This window comes from Agrobacterium rosae (assembly GCF_002915175.1).
Taxonomy (GTDB): Bacteria; Pseudomonadota; Alphaproteobacteria; order Rhizobiales; family Rhizobiaceae; genus Agrobacterium; species Agrobacterium rosae.
This window is the reverse complement of the sequence record NZ_NXEJ01000008.1, coordinates 570,813-587,298: the sequence shown is the minus strand read 5'-3', so window position 1 is coordinate 587,298 and position 16,486 is coordinate 570,813. Positions and strand designations below refer to the sequence as shown.

11 protein-coding genes and 1 riboswitch are annotated in these 16,486 nt (G+C 57.0%); of the genes, 5 read left to right on the top strand and 6 right to left on the bottom strand.

The genetic code is table 11. The features are described from left to right. The first annotated feature begins 45 nt into the window (after positions 1 to 45). From CPJ18_RS27550 to CPJ18_RS18405, 3 genes are all read left to right on the top strand, one after another. Complete coding sequence (locus CPJ18_RS27550) at positions 46 to 1,782, top strand: sensor histidine kinase (protein WP_103659722.1); 1,737 nt, start codon at positions 46 to 48, stop codon at positions 1,780 to 1,782. 91 nt (positions 1,783 to 1,873) lie between these two features. Next, a complete protein-coding gene (locus tag CPJ18_RS18410; RefSeq protein ID WP_103659613.1) occupies positions 1,874 to 2,593 on the top strand; it encodes a GntR family transcriptional regulator in 720 nt (239 codons plus the stop codon). A gap of 150 nt (positions 2,594 to 2,743) precedes the next feature. Next, the gene (locus CPJ18_RS18405) at positions 2,744 to 3,679 is read left to right on the top strand and encodes a dihydrodipicolinate synthase family protein (protein WP_103659612.1); all 936 of its coding nucleotides are present in this window, start codon (positions 2,744 to 2,746) and stop codon (positions 3,677 to 3,679) included. 60 nt (positions 3,680 to 3,739) lie between these two features. Here the strand turns inward: CPJ18_RS18405 and ribB are convergent, their stop codons facing one another. After that, positions 3,740 to 4,381 (bottom strand): 3,4-dihydroxy-2-butanone-4-phosphate synthase, encoded by a 642-nt coding sequence (gene ribB, locus CPJ18_RS18400; RefSeq protein ID WP_103659611.1) that lies wholly within the window; start codon positions 4,379 to 4,381, stop codon positions 3,740 to 3,742. Positions 4,382 to 4,490: 109 nt separating this feature from the next. Continuing rightward, positions 4,491 to 4,637: riboswitch (FMN riboswitch) on the bottom strand. A 215-nt stretch (positions 4,638 to 4,852) separates the two neighbouring features. Here ribB and CPJ18_RS18395 point away from each other — a divergent pair. Both CPJ18_RS18395 and CPJ18_RS18390 read left to right on the top strand, forming a co-directional pair. Beyond that, a complete protein-coding gene (locus CPJ18_RS18395; RefSeq protein WP_103659610.1) occupies positions 4,853 to 7,105 on the top strand; it encodes a heavy metal translocating P-type ATPase in 2,253 nt (750 codons plus the stop codon). A 191-nt stretch (positions 7,106 to 7,296) separates the two neighbouring features. Beyond that, positions 7,297 to 9,531: a methyl-accepting chemotaxis protein gene (locus CPJ18_RS18390; protein ID WP_103659609.1), complete on the top strand. Its 2,235-nt coding sequence runs from the start codon at positions 7,297 to 7,299 to the stop codon at positions 9,529 to 9,531. 75 nt (positions 9,532 to 9,606) lie between these two features. On the opposite strand, the gene CPJ18_RS18385 is transcribed toward CPJ18_RS18390, so the two are convergent. Genes CPJ18_RS18385 through CPJ18_RS18365 form a run of 5 tightly spaced genes read right to left on the bottom strand, consistent with a single transcriptional unit; the run spans position 9,607 to position 16,483 of the window. Next, a complete protein-coding gene (locus CPJ18_RS18385) occupies positions 9,607 to 11,538 on the bottom strand; it encodes a beta-galactosidase (protein ID WP_103659608.1) in 1,932 nt (643 codons plus the stop codon). Next, the gene (locus CPJ18_RS18380) at positions 11,538 to 12,629 is read right to left on the bottom strand and encodes an ABC transporter ATP-binding protein (protein ID WP_103659607.1); all 1,092 of its coding nucleotides are present in this window, start codon (positions 12,627 to 12,629) and stop codon (positions 11,538 to 11,540) included. Before CPJ18_RS18380 ends, CPJ18_RS18385 begins: the two co-directional genes overlap by 1 nt. Next, entirely contained in the window at positions 12,622 to 14,727 is a 2,106-nt protein-coding gene (locus CPJ18_RS18375; RefSeq protein ID WP_103659606.1) for an alpha-galactosidase, read from the bottom strand. Before CPJ18_RS18375 ends, CPJ18_RS18380 begins: the two co-directional genes overlap by 8 nt. Continuing rightward, positions 14,724 to 15,575, bottom strand: a complete 852-nt coding sequence (locus tag CPJ18_RS18370) for a carbohydrate ABC transporter permease (RefSeq protein ID WP_103659605.1) — start codon at positions 15,573 to 15,575, stop codon at positions 14,724 to 14,726. The genes CPJ18_RS18375 and CPJ18_RS18370 overlap by 4 nt, the downstream gene beginning before the upstream one ends. Further along, the gene (locus CPJ18_RS18365; protein ID WP_103659604.1) at positions 15,575 to 16,483 is read right to left on the bottom strand and encodes a carbohydrate ABC transporter permease; all 909 of its coding nucleotides are present in this window, start codon (positions 16,481 to 16,483) and stop codon (positions 15,575 to 15,577) included. The genes CPJ18_RS18370 and CPJ18_RS18365 overlap by 1 nt, the downstream gene beginning before the upstream one ends. Positions 16,484 to 16,486: the final 3 nt, after the last annotated feature.

Here is a 16,486-nt window from a genome sequence, read left to right as displayed (position 1 = left end):
AATCTCTCATGCAACACGGCCATAGTTCCGGGAAAGACGACCGACATGGCATTGCATGAATTTACATCGATCTCGTTGACATCACTTTCAAGTTTGACCGAGGCAACGGCCAGGATCGCAGGAGCTCGGACGCAAGACGAGGTTATTGAGGCCGTCAAGGCATCGGCGCGCGCCTTGATTGGGTGTCAGGGAATAGCGATCATCCGCAGGGATGGCGACCTTTGCTACTACGTGGAAGAGGACGCCGTCGGGCCGCTTTGGAAGGGGCAGCGGTTTTCGACCTCCGCCTGCATCAGCGGCTGGGTCATGATACATGGGAAAACGGCGGTCGTTCCAGACATCTTCAAGGACGAGCGTATACCGCACGATCTTTATGTCGATACTTTTGTCAAAGCGCTGGTTATGGCTCCTGTCGGAGCGAATAACCCCGTGGGTGCGATTGGTGCCTATTGGTCAAACCCCTATGAGCCGAGCCAGTGGGAAATCGAGACACTGGAGGCTTTGGCCAGTGCTGCCACATCCGCCTTTGAAACCGTCGATCTGATCGGCTCGCTTTCCAGCGATCTGGCGCAGGCCCGCAGCCTTTTGCCGGATTATAGCGATGACCAGGGTGATTTTTCGAAAGACATCGAGCGTGTCGGGGGCATCGCGGCGGTTCCCACCATTCTCGACGTCGTTTTGCGCATGACGGGAATGGGTTTTGCCGCCGTTGCCAGAGTGACTAAAGACAGGTGGATCACCTGCCAGTCACTCGATCACCTCGGTTTTGGTCTTAAGCCGGGCGATGAACTGCCGATAGAAAGTACACTGTGCAATGAAATCCGCGACCACCGAGAGGCGGTCGTGTTCGATGATTCTGCCGTGGACCCTTTATATAAGGATCACCACACGCCGCGTATCTACGGGTTACGAAGCTATATATCCGTACCCATCATCCTGTCCAACGGCCAGTTCTTCGGCTCGTTATGTGCTATCGATCCAAATCCGGCCAAGGTCAACAATCCCCAGGTCCTGGGTACCTTCAAGCTTTTTGCCGAACTGATCGCCCATCATCTGGATGCAGATGAAAGGCTGAAGCTGACGCAGGATTTGTTGGTGCGGGAACAACAGGTCTCCGAACTGCGCGAACAGTTCATCGCCGTTCTCGGCCACGACCTGCGCAACCCGATTGCTGCCGTGGATGCTGGCACGTCCCGCCTGCTCAAAGAGGGGTGGACCGAGCGCAGCCCACTGGTTCTGAAGTTGATGAAGTCCAGCATCGCCCGCATGGGTGGATTGGTCGACAATGTTATGGATTTGGCCCGGGCGAGACTGGGCGGTGGTATTTCTCTCGAGATTTCTGAACACGACCTCTCAACAACGCTGTCTCACGTCATCGATGAGCTTCGCGTTGCGCATCCCGAACGCAACATCGATGCCGATTTCGACATTCCTGTCCCGGTGCTGATCGACCGCCTTCGGATGGCGCAGATGTTTTCCAATCTTGTTTCGAATGCTTTGACCCATGGTGTCGAGAACGGGACCGTTGGAATCCGTGGGTTTATTCACGAGGGGCATCTGCAGCTTTCCGTCAGCAATCACGGGGTGCCAATCCCTGTGGATATGCTCGATAAGCTTTTTCAGCCATTCCGCCGGGGCGATCTGCGACCCAGCATGCAAGGCCTTGGCCTCGGCCTCTATATCGCCTCTGAAATCGCAAAGGCTCACAAGGGCACGATTGCCGTCCATTCCGACGATGTCGAAACCAGGTTCACATTCTCCATGCCTGTTTCCGCGGCGTAAGACGTTGCTCTGCGCGGATAGGTTTTAGGGCATTCCGTTATCCCACCGAATATCGTAAACGGACATATCTATGTGGTTGCGGGGATGCGGGATGATTGCGAACGAAAAGCTTGATGACAGAGAGAAGCAGACGCATCGCAGAGGATTTGGCGTCGCGACGGTCTATGAGACGCTGCGCAACGAAATCATAGAGCTTAAGCTTGCCCCTGGAAGTCCGATTGACGAGGTCCAGCTTTCCGAACGCTTCGAGCTGTCGCGAACACCCATTCGGGAGGCTCTGGTCAAGCTGTCTGCCGAGGGTCTGATCACCACGCTGACGAACCGTGCAACGATCGTGTCGCAGATCGACTTTCTGGGCCTGCCTGAATTTTTCGACGCGCTGACGTTGATGTATCGCGTCACGACACGACTGGCGGCGGCAAATCACACCGAAGAAGATATCGTTACCATCAGAGCGTTTCAGAAATCCTTCGAAACATCCGTGACCGAGCGCGACGTTCTTGCCATGATTTCCACCAATAGGGATTTCCACCTCGCTATCGCCTGGGCAGGCCGCAACCGGCACTACACGGAGCTTTTCACGCGGTTGCTCGATGAGGGTCGGCGCATTCTTCGCCTTTATTATTCCTCATTCAATGATGTGTTGCCACGCCATTACGTAACGGAACATGAGGATATGATCCAGGCCATCATAGAGCGCGACGTGGAGAAAGCCGACCACATTGCTGTTGCCCATGCCGACCAGATCGTCCAGCAAATTCGCTCCTATATCGCAGCGGATACTCGTCAAAGCGTGGATATTTCTCTCTAGATATTAAGATGGGCGCGTCGGTGCTTGGTGTACTCACTTGCCATCAGTTCATGTATTTTATTTGTCGACAAAGAATGATCGCCGTGATATTGAACTGATCATGATTGGTTTTGGGCATTTGTGCTCTAGGATGAACAGAGGTTACAGGACATGGCTGACACGATTTTTTCTGGCTGCATTCCCGCTTTGATGACGCCGTGCAATGCGGACCGTACGCCCGATTTCGATGGCCTTGTCAAAAAGGGCAAGGATCTCATCGCTGCTGGCATGTCAGCGGTTGTCTATTGCGGCTCGATGGGCGACTGGCCACTTCTGACGGATGAGCAGCGCCAGGAAGGCGTGAAGCGTCTTGCCGAAGCCGGCATTCCCGTAATCGTTGGCACGGGTGCGATCAACACCAACTCTGCGGTCAGCCATGCAGCGCATGCCGCCAAGGTTGGTGCCAAGGGGCTGATGGTTATTCCCCGCGTCCTGTCTCGCGGTTCGTCTTCGTCAGCGCAGAAGGCACATTTCTCCGCCATTCTCGAAGCGGCAGACGGTTTGCCTGCTGTCATTTACAACAGCCCGTATTATGGCTTTGCGACACGCGCCGATCTGTTCTTCGATCTTCGCTCGCGCTTTAGCAACCTGATCGGCTTCAAGGAATTCGGTGGCAAGGCGGATATGACCTATGCTGCTGAAAACATCACCGCAGGTGATGATGATCTGACGCTGATGGTGGGTGTCGATACCGGCGTTTATCACGGCTTCGTCAATTGCGGTGCTGGTGGTGCCATAACCGGCATCGGCAATGCGCTTCCCAAAGAGGTGCTTCACCTCGTTTCATTGTGTGAAAAAGCCGCAAAGGGTGACGCCGCATCGCGCCGCGAAGCGCGCGAACTTGAAGAGGCACTCACCGTTCTCTCTGCCTATGATGAAGGTCCGGACCTCGTGCTTCACTACAAGTATCTGATGGTTCTAAACGGTGACGCCGAGTACACTCTGCACTTCAACGAAACGGACGAGCTCAGTGCCTCGCAACGCCGCCAGCTGGAAAACCAATATGCCTTGTTCAAGGCCTGGTACGCCTCGCGCTACCCCAACTAACAGCCCAAACAAAAATGCGCCCTGTCAGGGTGCATTTTTACGTTGTGTATACTGACCAGATCAGGCGACCTGTTTTTCGGCAATGTCTCCATGCTCGCGCACCGTCAGGTAATCGACCAGATCCTTGATCGTGACGACAAGCAGATCATGGCGTGCGGCAAAGATTTCCAACTGCGGCAGTCGCGCCATGGTGCCGTCGTCATTTGCCACCTCACATATGGTACCAGACGGGAACTTGCCGGCCAGACGGCAAAGATCGACCGCAGCCTCCGTATGCCCCGTACGACCGAGAACGCCGAGCGGGTTTGCCCGCAACGGAAAGATGTGGCCCGGACGTGCAAAGTCATCCGGCTTGCTATCCGGGGAAACCAATGCGCGCACCGTCTTTGCGCGGTCACTTGCGGAAATTCCAGTCGTGGTGCCGGGAATGTAGTCAACTGAGACGGTAAATGCCGTCTTGTGATATTCCGTATTGCGCGGCACCATCATCGGAATGTCGAGTTCGTCCAGACGTTCACCTGGTATGGCCACGCAGATGAGACCACGCGCATGGTTCATCATGAACGCAACCTGATCGGCGGTAATGCTGTCGGAAGCAACGATGATGTCGCCTTCGTTTTCGCGATCTTCATCATCGACGACGATAAGCATGTCACCGCGTGCGATGGCTGCAACCGCTTCTTCAATTGTAGAAATAGTCATGTCTTGCCTTTCAAGGGTAATGCCGTTTCCAGCACTTTCGCGTTTTTAAGACGCCAAATTTCCCTTGGGCGAACAACGCAACATTCTCCCGCGATTGCGGGATATGCCACCTTGTTCTCTTCCATCCGGACTATACCGTCGGCTCCGGCCTCTCACCGGATCTGCTGACCTTCCGGCATAACCGGAAGCGCTCGCGGGCTCCGGGATAAATCCCGATACCGCCGGTGGGGAATTACACCCCGCCCTGAGAACACAGCGAACATAGGTCAAGGACGCTCCTATGATCAAGAGGCAAAGCTTGCTTGAGAATAGCCATTTGGGAAAAGAATTTGCGTAGCGAGACATCAATCGGCAATTCAACCGCATCTCGGTGCACTTTAACGCAGGCATTGGCGGACTAGTTGATTTTTGTTCTTGCAGCTCTAGTGGCTAGAGGTCGTAAGACATGCTCATAACCAAGAGGAATGACATATGAGTACGTCTTTGCAGACCAGATTTCGCGTCGAGGGCATGGATTGCGCTTCCTGCGCCACCAAGATCGATACCGCGGTGCGGCGCATGCCGGGTGTGGAAGACGTTTCGGTCTCGGTTACCGCCGGTACGATGACCGTCAGCCATGATGAGAAAAGTGACCTGACCGCAATCGGGAAAAAGGTGACGGGGCTGGGTTATGATGTAGCGCAGCTTCCAGCCGCCGCCGCATCCGCCACGTCGGAACCATTGCATGAGCGTGGTCCCGACTGCACACACGACCATGACCACACTCACCAGCATGACCACCACGATCACGGATCCCACGGATCAAAAAAGACCACGGTGAGCGTCGAAGGTCTGCATGGACATGACCATGCGCCGAGCAGCGGACCGTGGTGGAAAAGCAAAAAGGGGCGGACGACTATTCTGGCAGGCATAGCGCTGGTTATTGCCTATGGTGTTGGGCATCTGTTCCCAGCCATTCAAATTTACGCATTTGCGCTTGCAATGCTTGTCGGCCTCGTCCCGATTGCGCGGCGTGCGATCATGGCTGCTTTCGCAGGGACACCATTTTCCATCGAGATGCTCATGACGATTGCCGCCATCGGAGCGCTCGTCATCAATGCGACGGAAGAAGCGGCGGCCGTCGTTTTCCTGTTCCTCGTCGGCGAATTGCTGGAAGGGGTTGCTGCGGGCAAGGCCAGAGACAGCATCAAATCGCTCGCGGCGCTCGTTCCCAAAACAGCATTTGTGGAAGAAGATGGAAAGACGCGTGAGGTACCCGCGGAAAAGCTGGCCGTTGGCTCCATTATTCTCGTGCGTCCGGGTGACCGCATCTCCGCCGATGGCATAATCGTCTCCGGTGAAAGCTCGGTAGACGAGGCACCGGTGACGGGCGAAAGCGTCCCGGTAAACAAGAGCCCGGATGATACGGTCTTTGCCGGTACAGTAAACGGCAACGCTGCCCTTCGCGTGCGGGTCACGGCGGCGGCGCAAGACAACACCATCGCACGGGTCGTGAAACTGGTTGAGGAAGCGCAGGAAAAGAAGGCACCCACCGAGCGCTTCATCGACCGCTTTTCGAAATATTATACGCCTGCGGTCGTGCTGGTTGCAGCATTGGTTGCCGTGGTTCCGCCTCTCGTTGTGGGCGCGGATTGGAACGAGTGGGTTTACAAGGGACTGGCCATTTTGTTGATCGGCTGCCCCTGCGCGCTTGTCATCTCCACACCTGCCGCTATCGCCGCCTCACTGTCTGCGGGCGCGCGGCGCGGTTTGTTGATGAAAGGTGGTTCGGTCCTCGAGGGCGTTGGAAAGCTCACGGCAATTGCGTTGGATAAGACGGGAACGTTGACGGAGGGCAAGCCCAAGGTCACGGATATCGTCCCGTTCGAGTTCACGGAAGCGGACGTTCTGCGTCTTGCAGCTTCGCTTGAAACAGGATCTAGCCACCCTCTCGCGGTCTCCATTCTTGCCAAAGCTGCGGAAAATGGTGTCGATATTCCCGTTTCGCAGGATGCGAAAGCGCTGGGTGGCAAGGGTGTGACGGCTGTCGTGGAGGGTAAGGAGATATTCCTGGGCTCGCCAAGGGCCGCTGCCGAAAGGGTTTCTGTTCCAGAGCAGCACCTGAACATGATCTCCGCGTTGAACGACGATGGCAAAACGGTTTCCGTTCTGCTTGTTGATGGCAAGCTCGCCGGTGCCATCGCCATGCGTGATGAACCACGTGCCGATGCCGTTCAGGGCCTTGCCTTGCTGAAAGACAGCGGTGTGAAGATCGTCATGCTGACCGGTGATAACAAGCGCACGGCAGACGCGATTGGCCAGGCCCTTGGTATCGAGGTTCGTGCCGAATTGATGCCAGAGGACAAGCAGCGGATTGTCGGAGAACTGAAAAGTCAGGGCTTTGTCGTCGGCAAGGTTGGAGATGGCATTAATGATGCGCCAGCGCTTGCTGCCGCCGATATCGGCATTGCCATGGGTGGCGGTACGGACGTCGCATTGGAAACGGCAGACGCTGCCATTTTGCATGGGCGCGTCTCCGATATCGCCAGAATGATCGATTTGTCCAAACGCACAATGCGCAATATTTATCAGAATATCGCCATGTCGCTGGGGCTGAAGGTTGTGTTTCTCGTAACGACGATCATCGGCCTCACAGGTCTCTGGCCTGCAATTCTGGCAGATACCGGTGCAACGGTGCTGGTAACGCTCAATGCTTTAAGGTTGCTGCGGGTAAAGTCTGCTTGAGAGGTCTCTGCCCCAGTCCAGCTATCAGCTAAGTCTGGGGCAAACCGCCCGATGAAGATGTCAGACATGTTTCGGTGTACGGTCGTTATATGCCTGACTTAAGATAAACTTATCATATTTCCTGTAACCGTAACGGCACATGGCGACGCTCTCTAGCGCTGCGCCATTTCGGGGTTCTGGGGAGTACCACAATGAAAGTGTCGATTAAGTCAGTTCTGATCATTTCCTTTGCCATATTGAGTATTCTGGTGATGGGCCTGATGGGCGATCGGCTGCTCAAGGAGATCGAGCAGCGAAGCAATTCCGCACATCTTGCCAAGCTGGCCGAACTGGATTCCGCACTTTTCCAGACGCTTCTTGGCCTACGCGGAGAACGTGGCGGCGTCTCTTCCGCACTCAAGCTGGAGCCAGCTGACGTTTCATCGAGCGTGAAAAACATCACTGTTGGCCGGCAGGATATCGACGCCGCTTTCGCCAAGGTCAAGGACGTGGCCAGCCAGTTCGATGATAAAGCCATCGGACAGACGCTTGCGCCGGTCATGAGTGGTTACACCCAGTGGATTGCTACGCGTACAAGCGTTGACAGCGCCGTAACGCGCCCCGTCGCCGAACGTGATGCCACCCTCCCAAAAAAGTTGACGGGCATGGCTGACACTATGCTGGCTGATCTCGAAGCAGCATCAAACACGGTCGAGGCGGCTATCATTTCTCGCGATCCGTCCATGATCATGTTCACGCAGTTGCGCTCATTGGCCTGGACGGCCCGCACACAACTGGGCACGGCAAATACCACCCTAGTTGGCGGGGTCATCGCCAAGCAGCCGCTGTCCTCCGACAAACTCGCGGAAATCGCCGTTCAGGACGCCAAGGTCGCACTTGCATGGGATGTCATCACGCAGATCATCAGCAGCGATTCTGCTCCAGTCCAACTGAAAGAGCTTCACCGGACGGCACAAACCACCTATTTTGGCGGTGCCTATGCCAACCAGCGAATTGCCGCAATCAAGCAATCGCAAGCTGGTCAACCGTTTGACATGTCCGTAGAGGACTGGCGCAAACCTGCTGCCCCGGCTCAGGCCTCCGTTGCAGATATCGCCTCTGCCTCGCTTGCGCAGATGACGACGCTCACCACGACGAATCTGGCATCTTCGACGACTTCCATCATTTTTCTGGCCGTCGGCACTCTGCTCGCACTCGGGCTGACCATCGGTGTCATCTCCATCATTATTTTCCGCATTGCCAACCCGATCGGTGCCTTGACCCAGGCAATGCGTAAACTGGCGGGCGGCGATTTGTCTGTCATCATCAACGGATCGAGCCGCAAGGATGAGATCGGTGATATGGCACGCGCCGTGGAAATCTTTCGCGAAGCCGCGATCCAGAACCGTGAACTTGAAGCGGAAACGGTTCGTGGACGTGAAGTTGCCGAGGCAGAGCGCATCAGCATACAGCAACGCGCCGAAGGCGAAGCTGAAGAACGCCTGCAACGGGCGACCTCCGGGCTGGCGCACGGGCTGAAGCGGCTTGCCGCCGGCGATCTGCTGTGCGAACTGGATGAGCAGTTCAGCGAACAATTCGAGAGCCTTCGCCACGATTTCAACAGCTCTGTCCATCAACTGCGCTCGGCCCTCGAAAGCGTCAGCAAAACGGTCCTGAGCGTACGAAGCGGCAGTGATGAGATATCTTCGGCTTCCGATCAGCTATCGAAACGAACAGAACAGCAGGCGGCGTCTTTGGAAGAAACCGCTGCGGCGCTGGAGGAAGTCACCACCAACGTCAAGCAGACATCAGAGCGGGCCAATGAGGCACGTGAAATGGTGCGCAATGCAAGCGAGCGCGCGGAAAACTCCAGCAAGGTCGTGTCAAACGCGGTTGATGCCATGAGCCGCATCGAAACCGCGTCCAATCAGATTGGGCAGATCATTGGCGTGATTGACGAAATCGCGTTCCAAACCAACCTTCTGGCACTTAATGCCGGCGTGGAAGCTGCCCGCGCGGGCGAGGCGGGCAAGGGCTTTGCCGTGGTGGCGCAGGAAGTTCGCGAGCTCGCCCAAAGATCCGCCAAGGCCGCCAAGGAAATCAAAGCTCTGGTCGGCAACTCCGAAGCAGCCGTCAATCAAGGCGTCGTACTCGTCAACGATACCGGCGAAGGCCTAACGGAAATCGCAGGCCTCGTCGCTGCAATCAACGAACAGATGGGCGCGATTGCAACCGCGGCAAGAGAGCAGGCTACGGGACTTTCCGAAATCAATTCTTCCGTTAACCACATGGATCAAGTGACCCAGCAGAACGCGGCTATGGTCGAGGAAATGAATGCAGCCGGCGCTGGCCTTGCTGAAGAAAGCCGCAGACTTTCAGAGCTTTTGGGCGGCTTCCAAATGAATAACGACACCCAGGACAGGAACGTCCGGCGTCGCGCGGCCTGACAGGCCAAAGTTATACGGGTTAAAGATAAAAGGCGGCTGCATTTCACATGCATCCGCCTTTTTTCATGGAGAAGTTCAAGTTTTCCAGACCGAAACAGCCTGTGGCTTCAGCACGCTGCTGCCGAGCACCACCGTCGCGCCATCCGGAATATTCCAGTCCTGCGTGCCATAGTTGAAGGCAAAGGTGAGGTCTCCGCGTCGGCGAATACGGATATAATCCGGCAGCGATATAGTCTTGAGGCCCGCTTTTGCCGCCGCGAGTGCGACGACACTGGATAGCAAAACCTCATCTGCCCAGCATGCCAGATACAACAGGTTGTCGGTCTCGGTCAGCGCAGGGTCGCCATTTGCGAAGCGGGCGAGCACATTGGCCGAGGTCTGGACGGTTTCGCGCCAACGAATTGCCGCGCCGGACACTTCTCCATTGACAGTGTCGGACAGACCGGGCCGCAAAGTAGACACTTGAAGAACGCGGTTGCCTGTACGTTCACCCAGCGGTCCCGGCGGCAGGTTTTTCGGGATGACAAAGTTGCGGTCGCGCGATCCGGTCCGCGCGCCAATCAGGATCTGACCCGTCGCTTTTGCAAGAGCCGCTTCCGTCGGCACATCGACCTCCGTCATGCAGGGAACGACGACCAATGCGTAACCTTCAAGCGAATCGCCTGGACGCACGAAATCGATATCCAGACCAAGACGGCGAAGGGCTTCGTACCAGCGGAAGCAAAGCTCCTCGTAACGGAAATCCTTGCCCTGCGGCTGTATCATCGTCGTCCAATAGCTCTGGTAGTCGAAGACCAGAGCAACTTGAGCCTTCCCGCTTTCCGGCAGATTGCCGAAGGCGGCCAGTTCCTTGCCGACCTGCTGCGCTTCCAACCCACCGGGGGAAAGCTCGTTCAAACCGGACATATTGAGGCCCGCATGCATCTGCTCCTGCGCAAAGGGAGCCTGCCGCCAGCGGAAGTAGCTGACGACCTCGGCACCGTGTGCCAGCGCCTCCCATGTCCACAGCCGCACCATCCCTGGCTTCGGCACCGGGTTCCACGGTGCCCAGTTGACCGGGCCGGGTTGCTGTTCCATCACCCAGAAACGACCTTTGCCGACACTGCGATAGAGGTCGTGATGGTAGGGTGCGATATCGGGATGCGAGGTCTCGGCCCAGCGGTTACGCTCATTTTCCGTAAACGGAAACTTCTCGACAAAGCCTATTGGGTAGCTGTCCCACGCTGCCAGATCGAGATTGTCTCCGACCTTGAAGTGGTCGAAATCCGAAACGAAGCCCATGAAATTGTGGGTTATCCAGCGGTTCGGCGAATGCTGGCGAATGATATCGCACTGCATCTTGTCATAGGCCGCAACCTGATCGGACTGGAAGCGCCAGAAATCGAGGCGCGTTGCAGGGTTGGTTTCGGTGACTGTAAGGTTCGGTAGCGAAACATCATCGAAACTGTTCAGCTCCATGGACCAGAAAACCGAGCCCCAGGCTTCGTTCAGCTGTTCTGGCGACTGATAGCGCAGGCGCAGCCATTGCTTGAACTGCTTGAGGTCTTCTGGACCCCAGGAAGCGGTCGTGTCATGGCAGCCATATTCATTGTCCGTCTGCCAGCCTGTCAGTCCCGGATGCTCGCCATAACGCTTGGCAATGATCTCGACGATCCGCGCGCTTTCCCGCCACCACGTCTGCGACGAAAAGGTGTAGTGACGACGTGAGCCGAAGCCCCGAACCTTGCCGTCTTCACCATAGGGCAGAATGTCGGGATGCTCATCGACAAGCCATTTCGGTGGCGTGGCGGTGGGTGTGCCCAGCACGACCTTGAGGCCCGCGGCATGGAGAACGTCCATGGCGCGGTCGAGCCAGTCGAACTGCAACTCTCCGCGCGCCGGCTCCAGGCGCGACCACGCGAATTCACCGATGCGCACGAAGGATATGCCCATTTCGCGCATGCGGCGTGCATCTTCAGCCCATCGGCTCTCGTCCCAGTGCTCTGGATAATAACATACGCCCAGCATTATCGCGTCAAATCCCCATTGATGATGGCACGGCCTTGCCCGTCGAAAACGTGGCATGCTTTGGCATTGATGCCGAGTTTCAGTGTATCGCCCGGCTTGGCACTGGCCAGACCATCCGCCTTGACGGAGATTTCCGAGCCATCGGCCAGTTCAACGAAGAACAGTGTTTCCGAGCCAAGATATTCCGCAAGCTTCACGGTGCCTTCGAGCACAACGTCACCCTCGCCAGTCGCACTGATGTGCTCCGGGCGAATGCCGATGGAGGCGTCCGTCAGTGAGGCATTGTCAGGACCGTCAAGAGCAAGCGTCACGTTTCCGGGAAGCGTCACAATGATTTTGCCGCTCTGGTTCGTTGCCGGAACTTTCAGCACATTCATCTTTGGCGAACCAATGAAGCCAGCCACAAAGAGGTTGGCGGGGCGGTGATAGAGTTCGAGCGGTGAACCCACCTGCTCGATCTTGCCCGCAGAGAGAACCACGATCTTGTCGGCCATGGTCATGGCTTCCACCTGATCATGGGTGACGTAGATCATCGTCGCCTTCAGGTCCTGATGCAGCTTGGAAAGCTCGCCACGCATCTGCACGCGCAAGGCGGCATCGAGGTTGGACAGCGGCTCGTCGAACAGGAAAACTTCCGGGTTGCGGACGATGGCGCGACCAATGGCCACACGCTGGCGCTGGCCGCCGGAAAGCTGGCCCGGCTTGCGCTGAAGCAGCGGTTCAAGCTGCAACAGTTTGGCTGCATGCGCCGTCCGCTCGGCAATCACGTCCTTGGAATGGCCGGTCATGCGAAGCCCGAAGCCGATGTTTTCAGCCACGGTCATATGCGGGTAGAGCGCATAGGACTGGAACACCATGGCCACGCCCCGTTCGGATGGGCCGATCTTGGTCATGTCCTGTCCACCGATGGACAGCGCCCCGGAGGTGATCTGCTCGAGACCGGCAATCATCCGCAGCAGCGTCGATTTTCCGCAGCCGGAGGGGCCGACGAAGACGCAGAACTCGCCATCCTTGACGTCGAGATCGACGCCCTTGATGACGCTGAGCGCGCCAAACTCTTTCTTGACGTTGCGCAGGCTTACGTCAGCCATTGGTCTTGCCTCCCTTTGCAGGTTCCAGTTCGAGGAGCAGCGCGCTTTCCGGTTTCAGCATCGGCAAAGGCAGGCCTGCAAGGCCCACGCTTGAAAGCTCGAAGCTGATGTTGCCGGAGAGCAGCTTTTTCTGACCCTCGGAAATACGAATGAATTCCGGCTTGGCCGGAAGCGTGTTGGTGATGGTCCATGTGCCGCCAAGCTTCGTGATGCTTTCTGGCAGTTTCAACGGTGCCGGTTGTTCGCCCACCATCTGCGGCCCCTGCGCGACGATGACGACGATCTTGTCTTTGCTCGCCGCTCCCCACACGTAACGACCATCGACAGGCTCCATGCGGAAATTGGCGACTGGCGCATGCAGCAGGCCCCGCAGGCGCTTATAGGTCTCGATATAGAGCTTGAGTTCTGCACGCTCCACCGTCGTCAGTTCGAGCGGATTGAGCTCGACACCCATATGGTAGGCCATCGCCACCAGTGCCCGAAACGCCAGTGTATGGCGACGACCCGTCTGGTGATTGGGGGATGCGGAAATATGGCTTCCGAGAATTTCGGGCGGCACGAAGAGAGACGCGCCGCGCTGAATTTCCAGCCGCTCCAGCGCATCCGTGCAATCGGACGTCCAGACACGATGGGTGCGTTTGAGTGCACCGAAATCGATGCGTCCACCACCGGACGCACAGCTTTCGATCTCGACAGTCGGGTGGGCAGCGCGCACGCGATCCATCAACGCATAAACGGCACGGGTCTGAGCAGAGGTCTTCGCCCTGCCATCGGCTCCGCCCGCATGGGTCAGATCGCGGTTCATGTCCCACTTGATGTAGGAGACTGCGTGGTTCGCCAGCACGGCGTCGATCTTAGAAAACAGGTAGTCGGAAACTTCTTTCCGGGTAAGATCGAGCACGAGTTGCGTGCGGGATTGCAGCAGCGGACGGCCGTCGATCTGCAACGCCCAGTCCGGGTGCTTCTTGAAAAGCTCCGACACCGGGCTGATCATCTCAGGCTCGAACCAGATGCCGAACTGCATGCCAAGCCCGGTCACGTGGTCCACCAGCGGCTTTAGGCCATCGGGATATTTGCGGGCGTCGATGTCCCAATCGCCAAGGCTCGTCGTATCGTCATCACGCTTGCCGAACCAGCCGTCGTCGAGGACGAAACGTTCTATGCCGATTTCTGCCGCAGCCGTTGCCTGGGCCTTCAAGGATACCATCTTGTGATCGAAATAATTGCCTTCCCAAGTGTTGAGCGTCACCGGGCGGGGAGACATTTTGCCGTCCGGCCAGTCCAGAAGCTCGCTGCGGACGAAAGCATGAAACGCTTCCGTGTGAGGCCCGGCATAGGCAACGGGGCTTTGATAAGTTTCGCCGTTGCCAAGAATGACTTCTCCCGGCTCAAACAGCTCGCCGATATGGATCAGGCGCTGGCCATCATCCGTGCGGTCGATAGCGATCTGGTGGTTGCCACTCCAGCCGAGGGTGACGCCGAAGCGCTTGCCTGAATTTTCAAGAAAAATCATCGGGAAGCGGTCATGCGAGGTGCGCCCGCGACGGCTTTCCTGAGACCAGACGCCGTTGCCGAGAAGCTCCTGGCGGGTCTGAAACTCGCGTCCCCACATGCCGGTGAAACTCGTCAGTTCCGTTTCGCCCGCTGGCACTGCGAAGGTTGCGGCCATGCAACGGTTCAGATGGTAACCTGCCTCTCCGCGGTTGGTCAGCGCCGTGGACATCGAGAGCAGACCGGATGCGTGTTCGGTCAGCGTGATGGAGAGATTGATTTTCGCAACGGTATCGAGACCATGCAGAATGGTCTTGTTGCCGCTGCTTTCCACCGCCCACGAGCCGAATTGCAGCGTGAAATCGCGTCCATTGCGGTGGCCGGTGATGGCTGGCCAGCCGAAGAAGCCCATGTCGCCGGTTGGCAGTAGAACGGAGGAGGGGACCGCGACGTCCATACCGTTGACGCGGCTGGAACGCTCAATGCCGAACAGGGCGTCGGGTGCCGTCGCGTCCGTGCCGAATGAGACAATTTCCGGCATACCGAGCTTTGGCAGGCGCAGGTTCAGCGCGAAATTGCCTTTACCGATTGTGATGATCTGGCTCATCCCTTTGTCGCTCCCAATGTCAGTCCGGCAATGAAGTGTTTTTGCATGATGAAGAACATGGCGACTGGCGGCAGCGCGGCCACCAGTGAGCCCGCCGACACCAGATGCCACGCGGCGACCCACTGGCCGTTCAGCGAATAGAGGCCAGCGGTCACGGGCATGGCGTGTTGTCCCTGCACCAGAACGGTTGCCCAGAAGTAGTCATTCCAGACGAAAGTAAAGACAAGGACGGAGAGGGCGGCAATCGCGGGACGCATCAGCGGCAGCACAATGTAACGGAAAATCTTCCATTCCGAGACACCTTCTACCCGCGCGGATTCAATCAGCGCGAAGGGAAGGCCCTTGATGAAGTTGCGCATGAACAGCGTGCAGAATCCGGTCTGGAACGCGACATGGAACAGCACGAGGCCCATGGTCGTATCGTAGAGCCCGGCGCGCAATGTCATGTCACGAACCGGAACCATCAGGATCTGAAACGGAATGAAGTTACCGGCCACGAACATGAAGAACAAAAGCAGGTTGGCCTTGAACTTGTACACCGCCAGCGCAAAGCCGGTTAGGCAGGAGAGCGCGACAGCGCCAATCACCGTGGGGATCGTGACCTTGAACGAATTCAGGATATAGAGCCCGATGGGTGAATCCCGGAAGACGGCGGTGTAGTTTTCGACGCCCGCAAAGCCCGAGGGGATGCCGAAGTAATTGCCAGCGGCAAAATCGCCAGCGGGTCTGACGGACGTGATCGCTACGCCGATCAGAGGCAACAGCCACAGAATAAGCGCGATGGGCAGGAGGATTTTGTAGCCTCTTTGAATGAGAGGCGATGCATTGTGAATGGGTGCGGGGAACATCAGGAATTCCTTTCCTGGCTCAGCATGCGCACGATGAAGAGCGTGATGAAAATCATCATGATGAGGAACAGAACGACGGCGATGGCTGCGCCATAACCCATGCGGAAGCCGTATTCCGACAGCGCCTGTTCATACATGAAATAGGAGAGCACCGAACTTGAGCCGTAAGGACCGCCTGCGGTCATGACCGATACGAGGTCGAAGGAGCGCAGCGAGCCGATGACGGTCACGACCATGGCGATGAAGGTTGCCGGGGCCAGTTGCGGCAGAATGATGTTCCACAAAAGCTTGAAGCCCTTGGCACCATCCATGCGCGCGGCTTCCACCTGTTCCGGGTTGATATTGTTGAGGCCAGTGAGGTAGAGGATCATGCAATAGGCCGTCTGTGGCCACAGGCCCGCGACGATGATGCCATAGGTCACGTAGTTTTCGTCGGCCAAGATCGCGATCTGCTGGCCGGTCAACCATTCCAGAAGCTTGGAAAACAGCCCGAAATCCGGGGCGTAAAACCATGTGAACATCAGGCCGACAACGACCTGGCTGATGACGAAGGGGAAGAAAAACAAAGACTTGTAAAGCCGGATGCCGCGCACATTCTGGTTGAGGAACAGCGCGACCGCCAAGCCCGCCGGAATGGACAGCAGATACAGCACCAGCCAGATAATGTTGTTTTTCAGCGATACGTAGAAGGTATCGTCATGAAGCAGCTCGGCATAATTGCCAAAGCCTACCCAGCTCATCTGGCCCATTCCGTCCCAGTCGTGAAAACTGATCCAGATCGACTCGAAGATAGGCACCAGGACATAGATGACGAACATCAGCAGGCCCGGAGCCAGAAACAGCCAAGGCGCTAGTTTTTGCTGATTGCGCTTCCAGAAACTGGGCGACGTTGAAACGGCGTTGCTCACGGC

Coding starts and splice junctions, on each gene's coding strand:
- ribB (WP_103659611.1), bottom strand. CDS start 4,381: ATGACTATTTCTACAATTGAAGAAGCGGTTGCAGCCATCGCACGCGGT.
- CPJ18_RS18370 (WP_103659605.1), bottom strand. CDS start 15,575: ATGTTCCCCGCACCCATTCACAATGCATCGCCTCTCATTCAAAGAGGC.
- CPJ18_RS18390 (WP_103659609.1), top strand. CDS start 7,297: ATGAAAGTGTCGATTAAGTCAGTTCTGATCATTTCCTTTGCCATATTG.
- CPJ18_RS27550 (WP_103659722.1), top strand. CDS start 46: ATGGCATTGCATGAATTTACATCGATCTCGTTGACATCACTTTCAAGT.
- CPJ18_RS18405 (WP_103659612.1), top strand. CDS start 2,744: ATGGCTGACACGATTTTTTCTGGCTGCATTCCCGCTTTGATGACGCCG.
- CPJ18_RS18375 (WP_103659606.1), bottom strand. CDS start 14,727: ATGAGCCAGATCATCACAATCGGTAAAGGCAATTTCGCGCTGAACCTG.
- CPJ18_RS18385 (WP_103659608.1), bottom strand. CDS start 11,538: ATGCTGGGCGTATGTTATTATCCAGAGCACTGGGACGAGAGCCGATGG.
- CPJ18_RS18380 (WP_103659607.1), bottom strand. CDS start 12,629: ATGGCTGACGTAAGCCTGCGCAACGTCAAGAAAGAGTTTGGCGCGCTC.
- CPJ18_RS18395 (WP_103659610.1), top strand. CDS start 4,853: ATGAGTACGTCTTTGCAGACCAGATTTCGCGTCGAGGGCATGGATTGC.
- CPJ18_RS18410 (WP_103659613.1), top strand. CDS start 1,874: ATGATTGCGAACGAAAAGCTTGATGACAGAGAGAAGCAGACGCATCGC.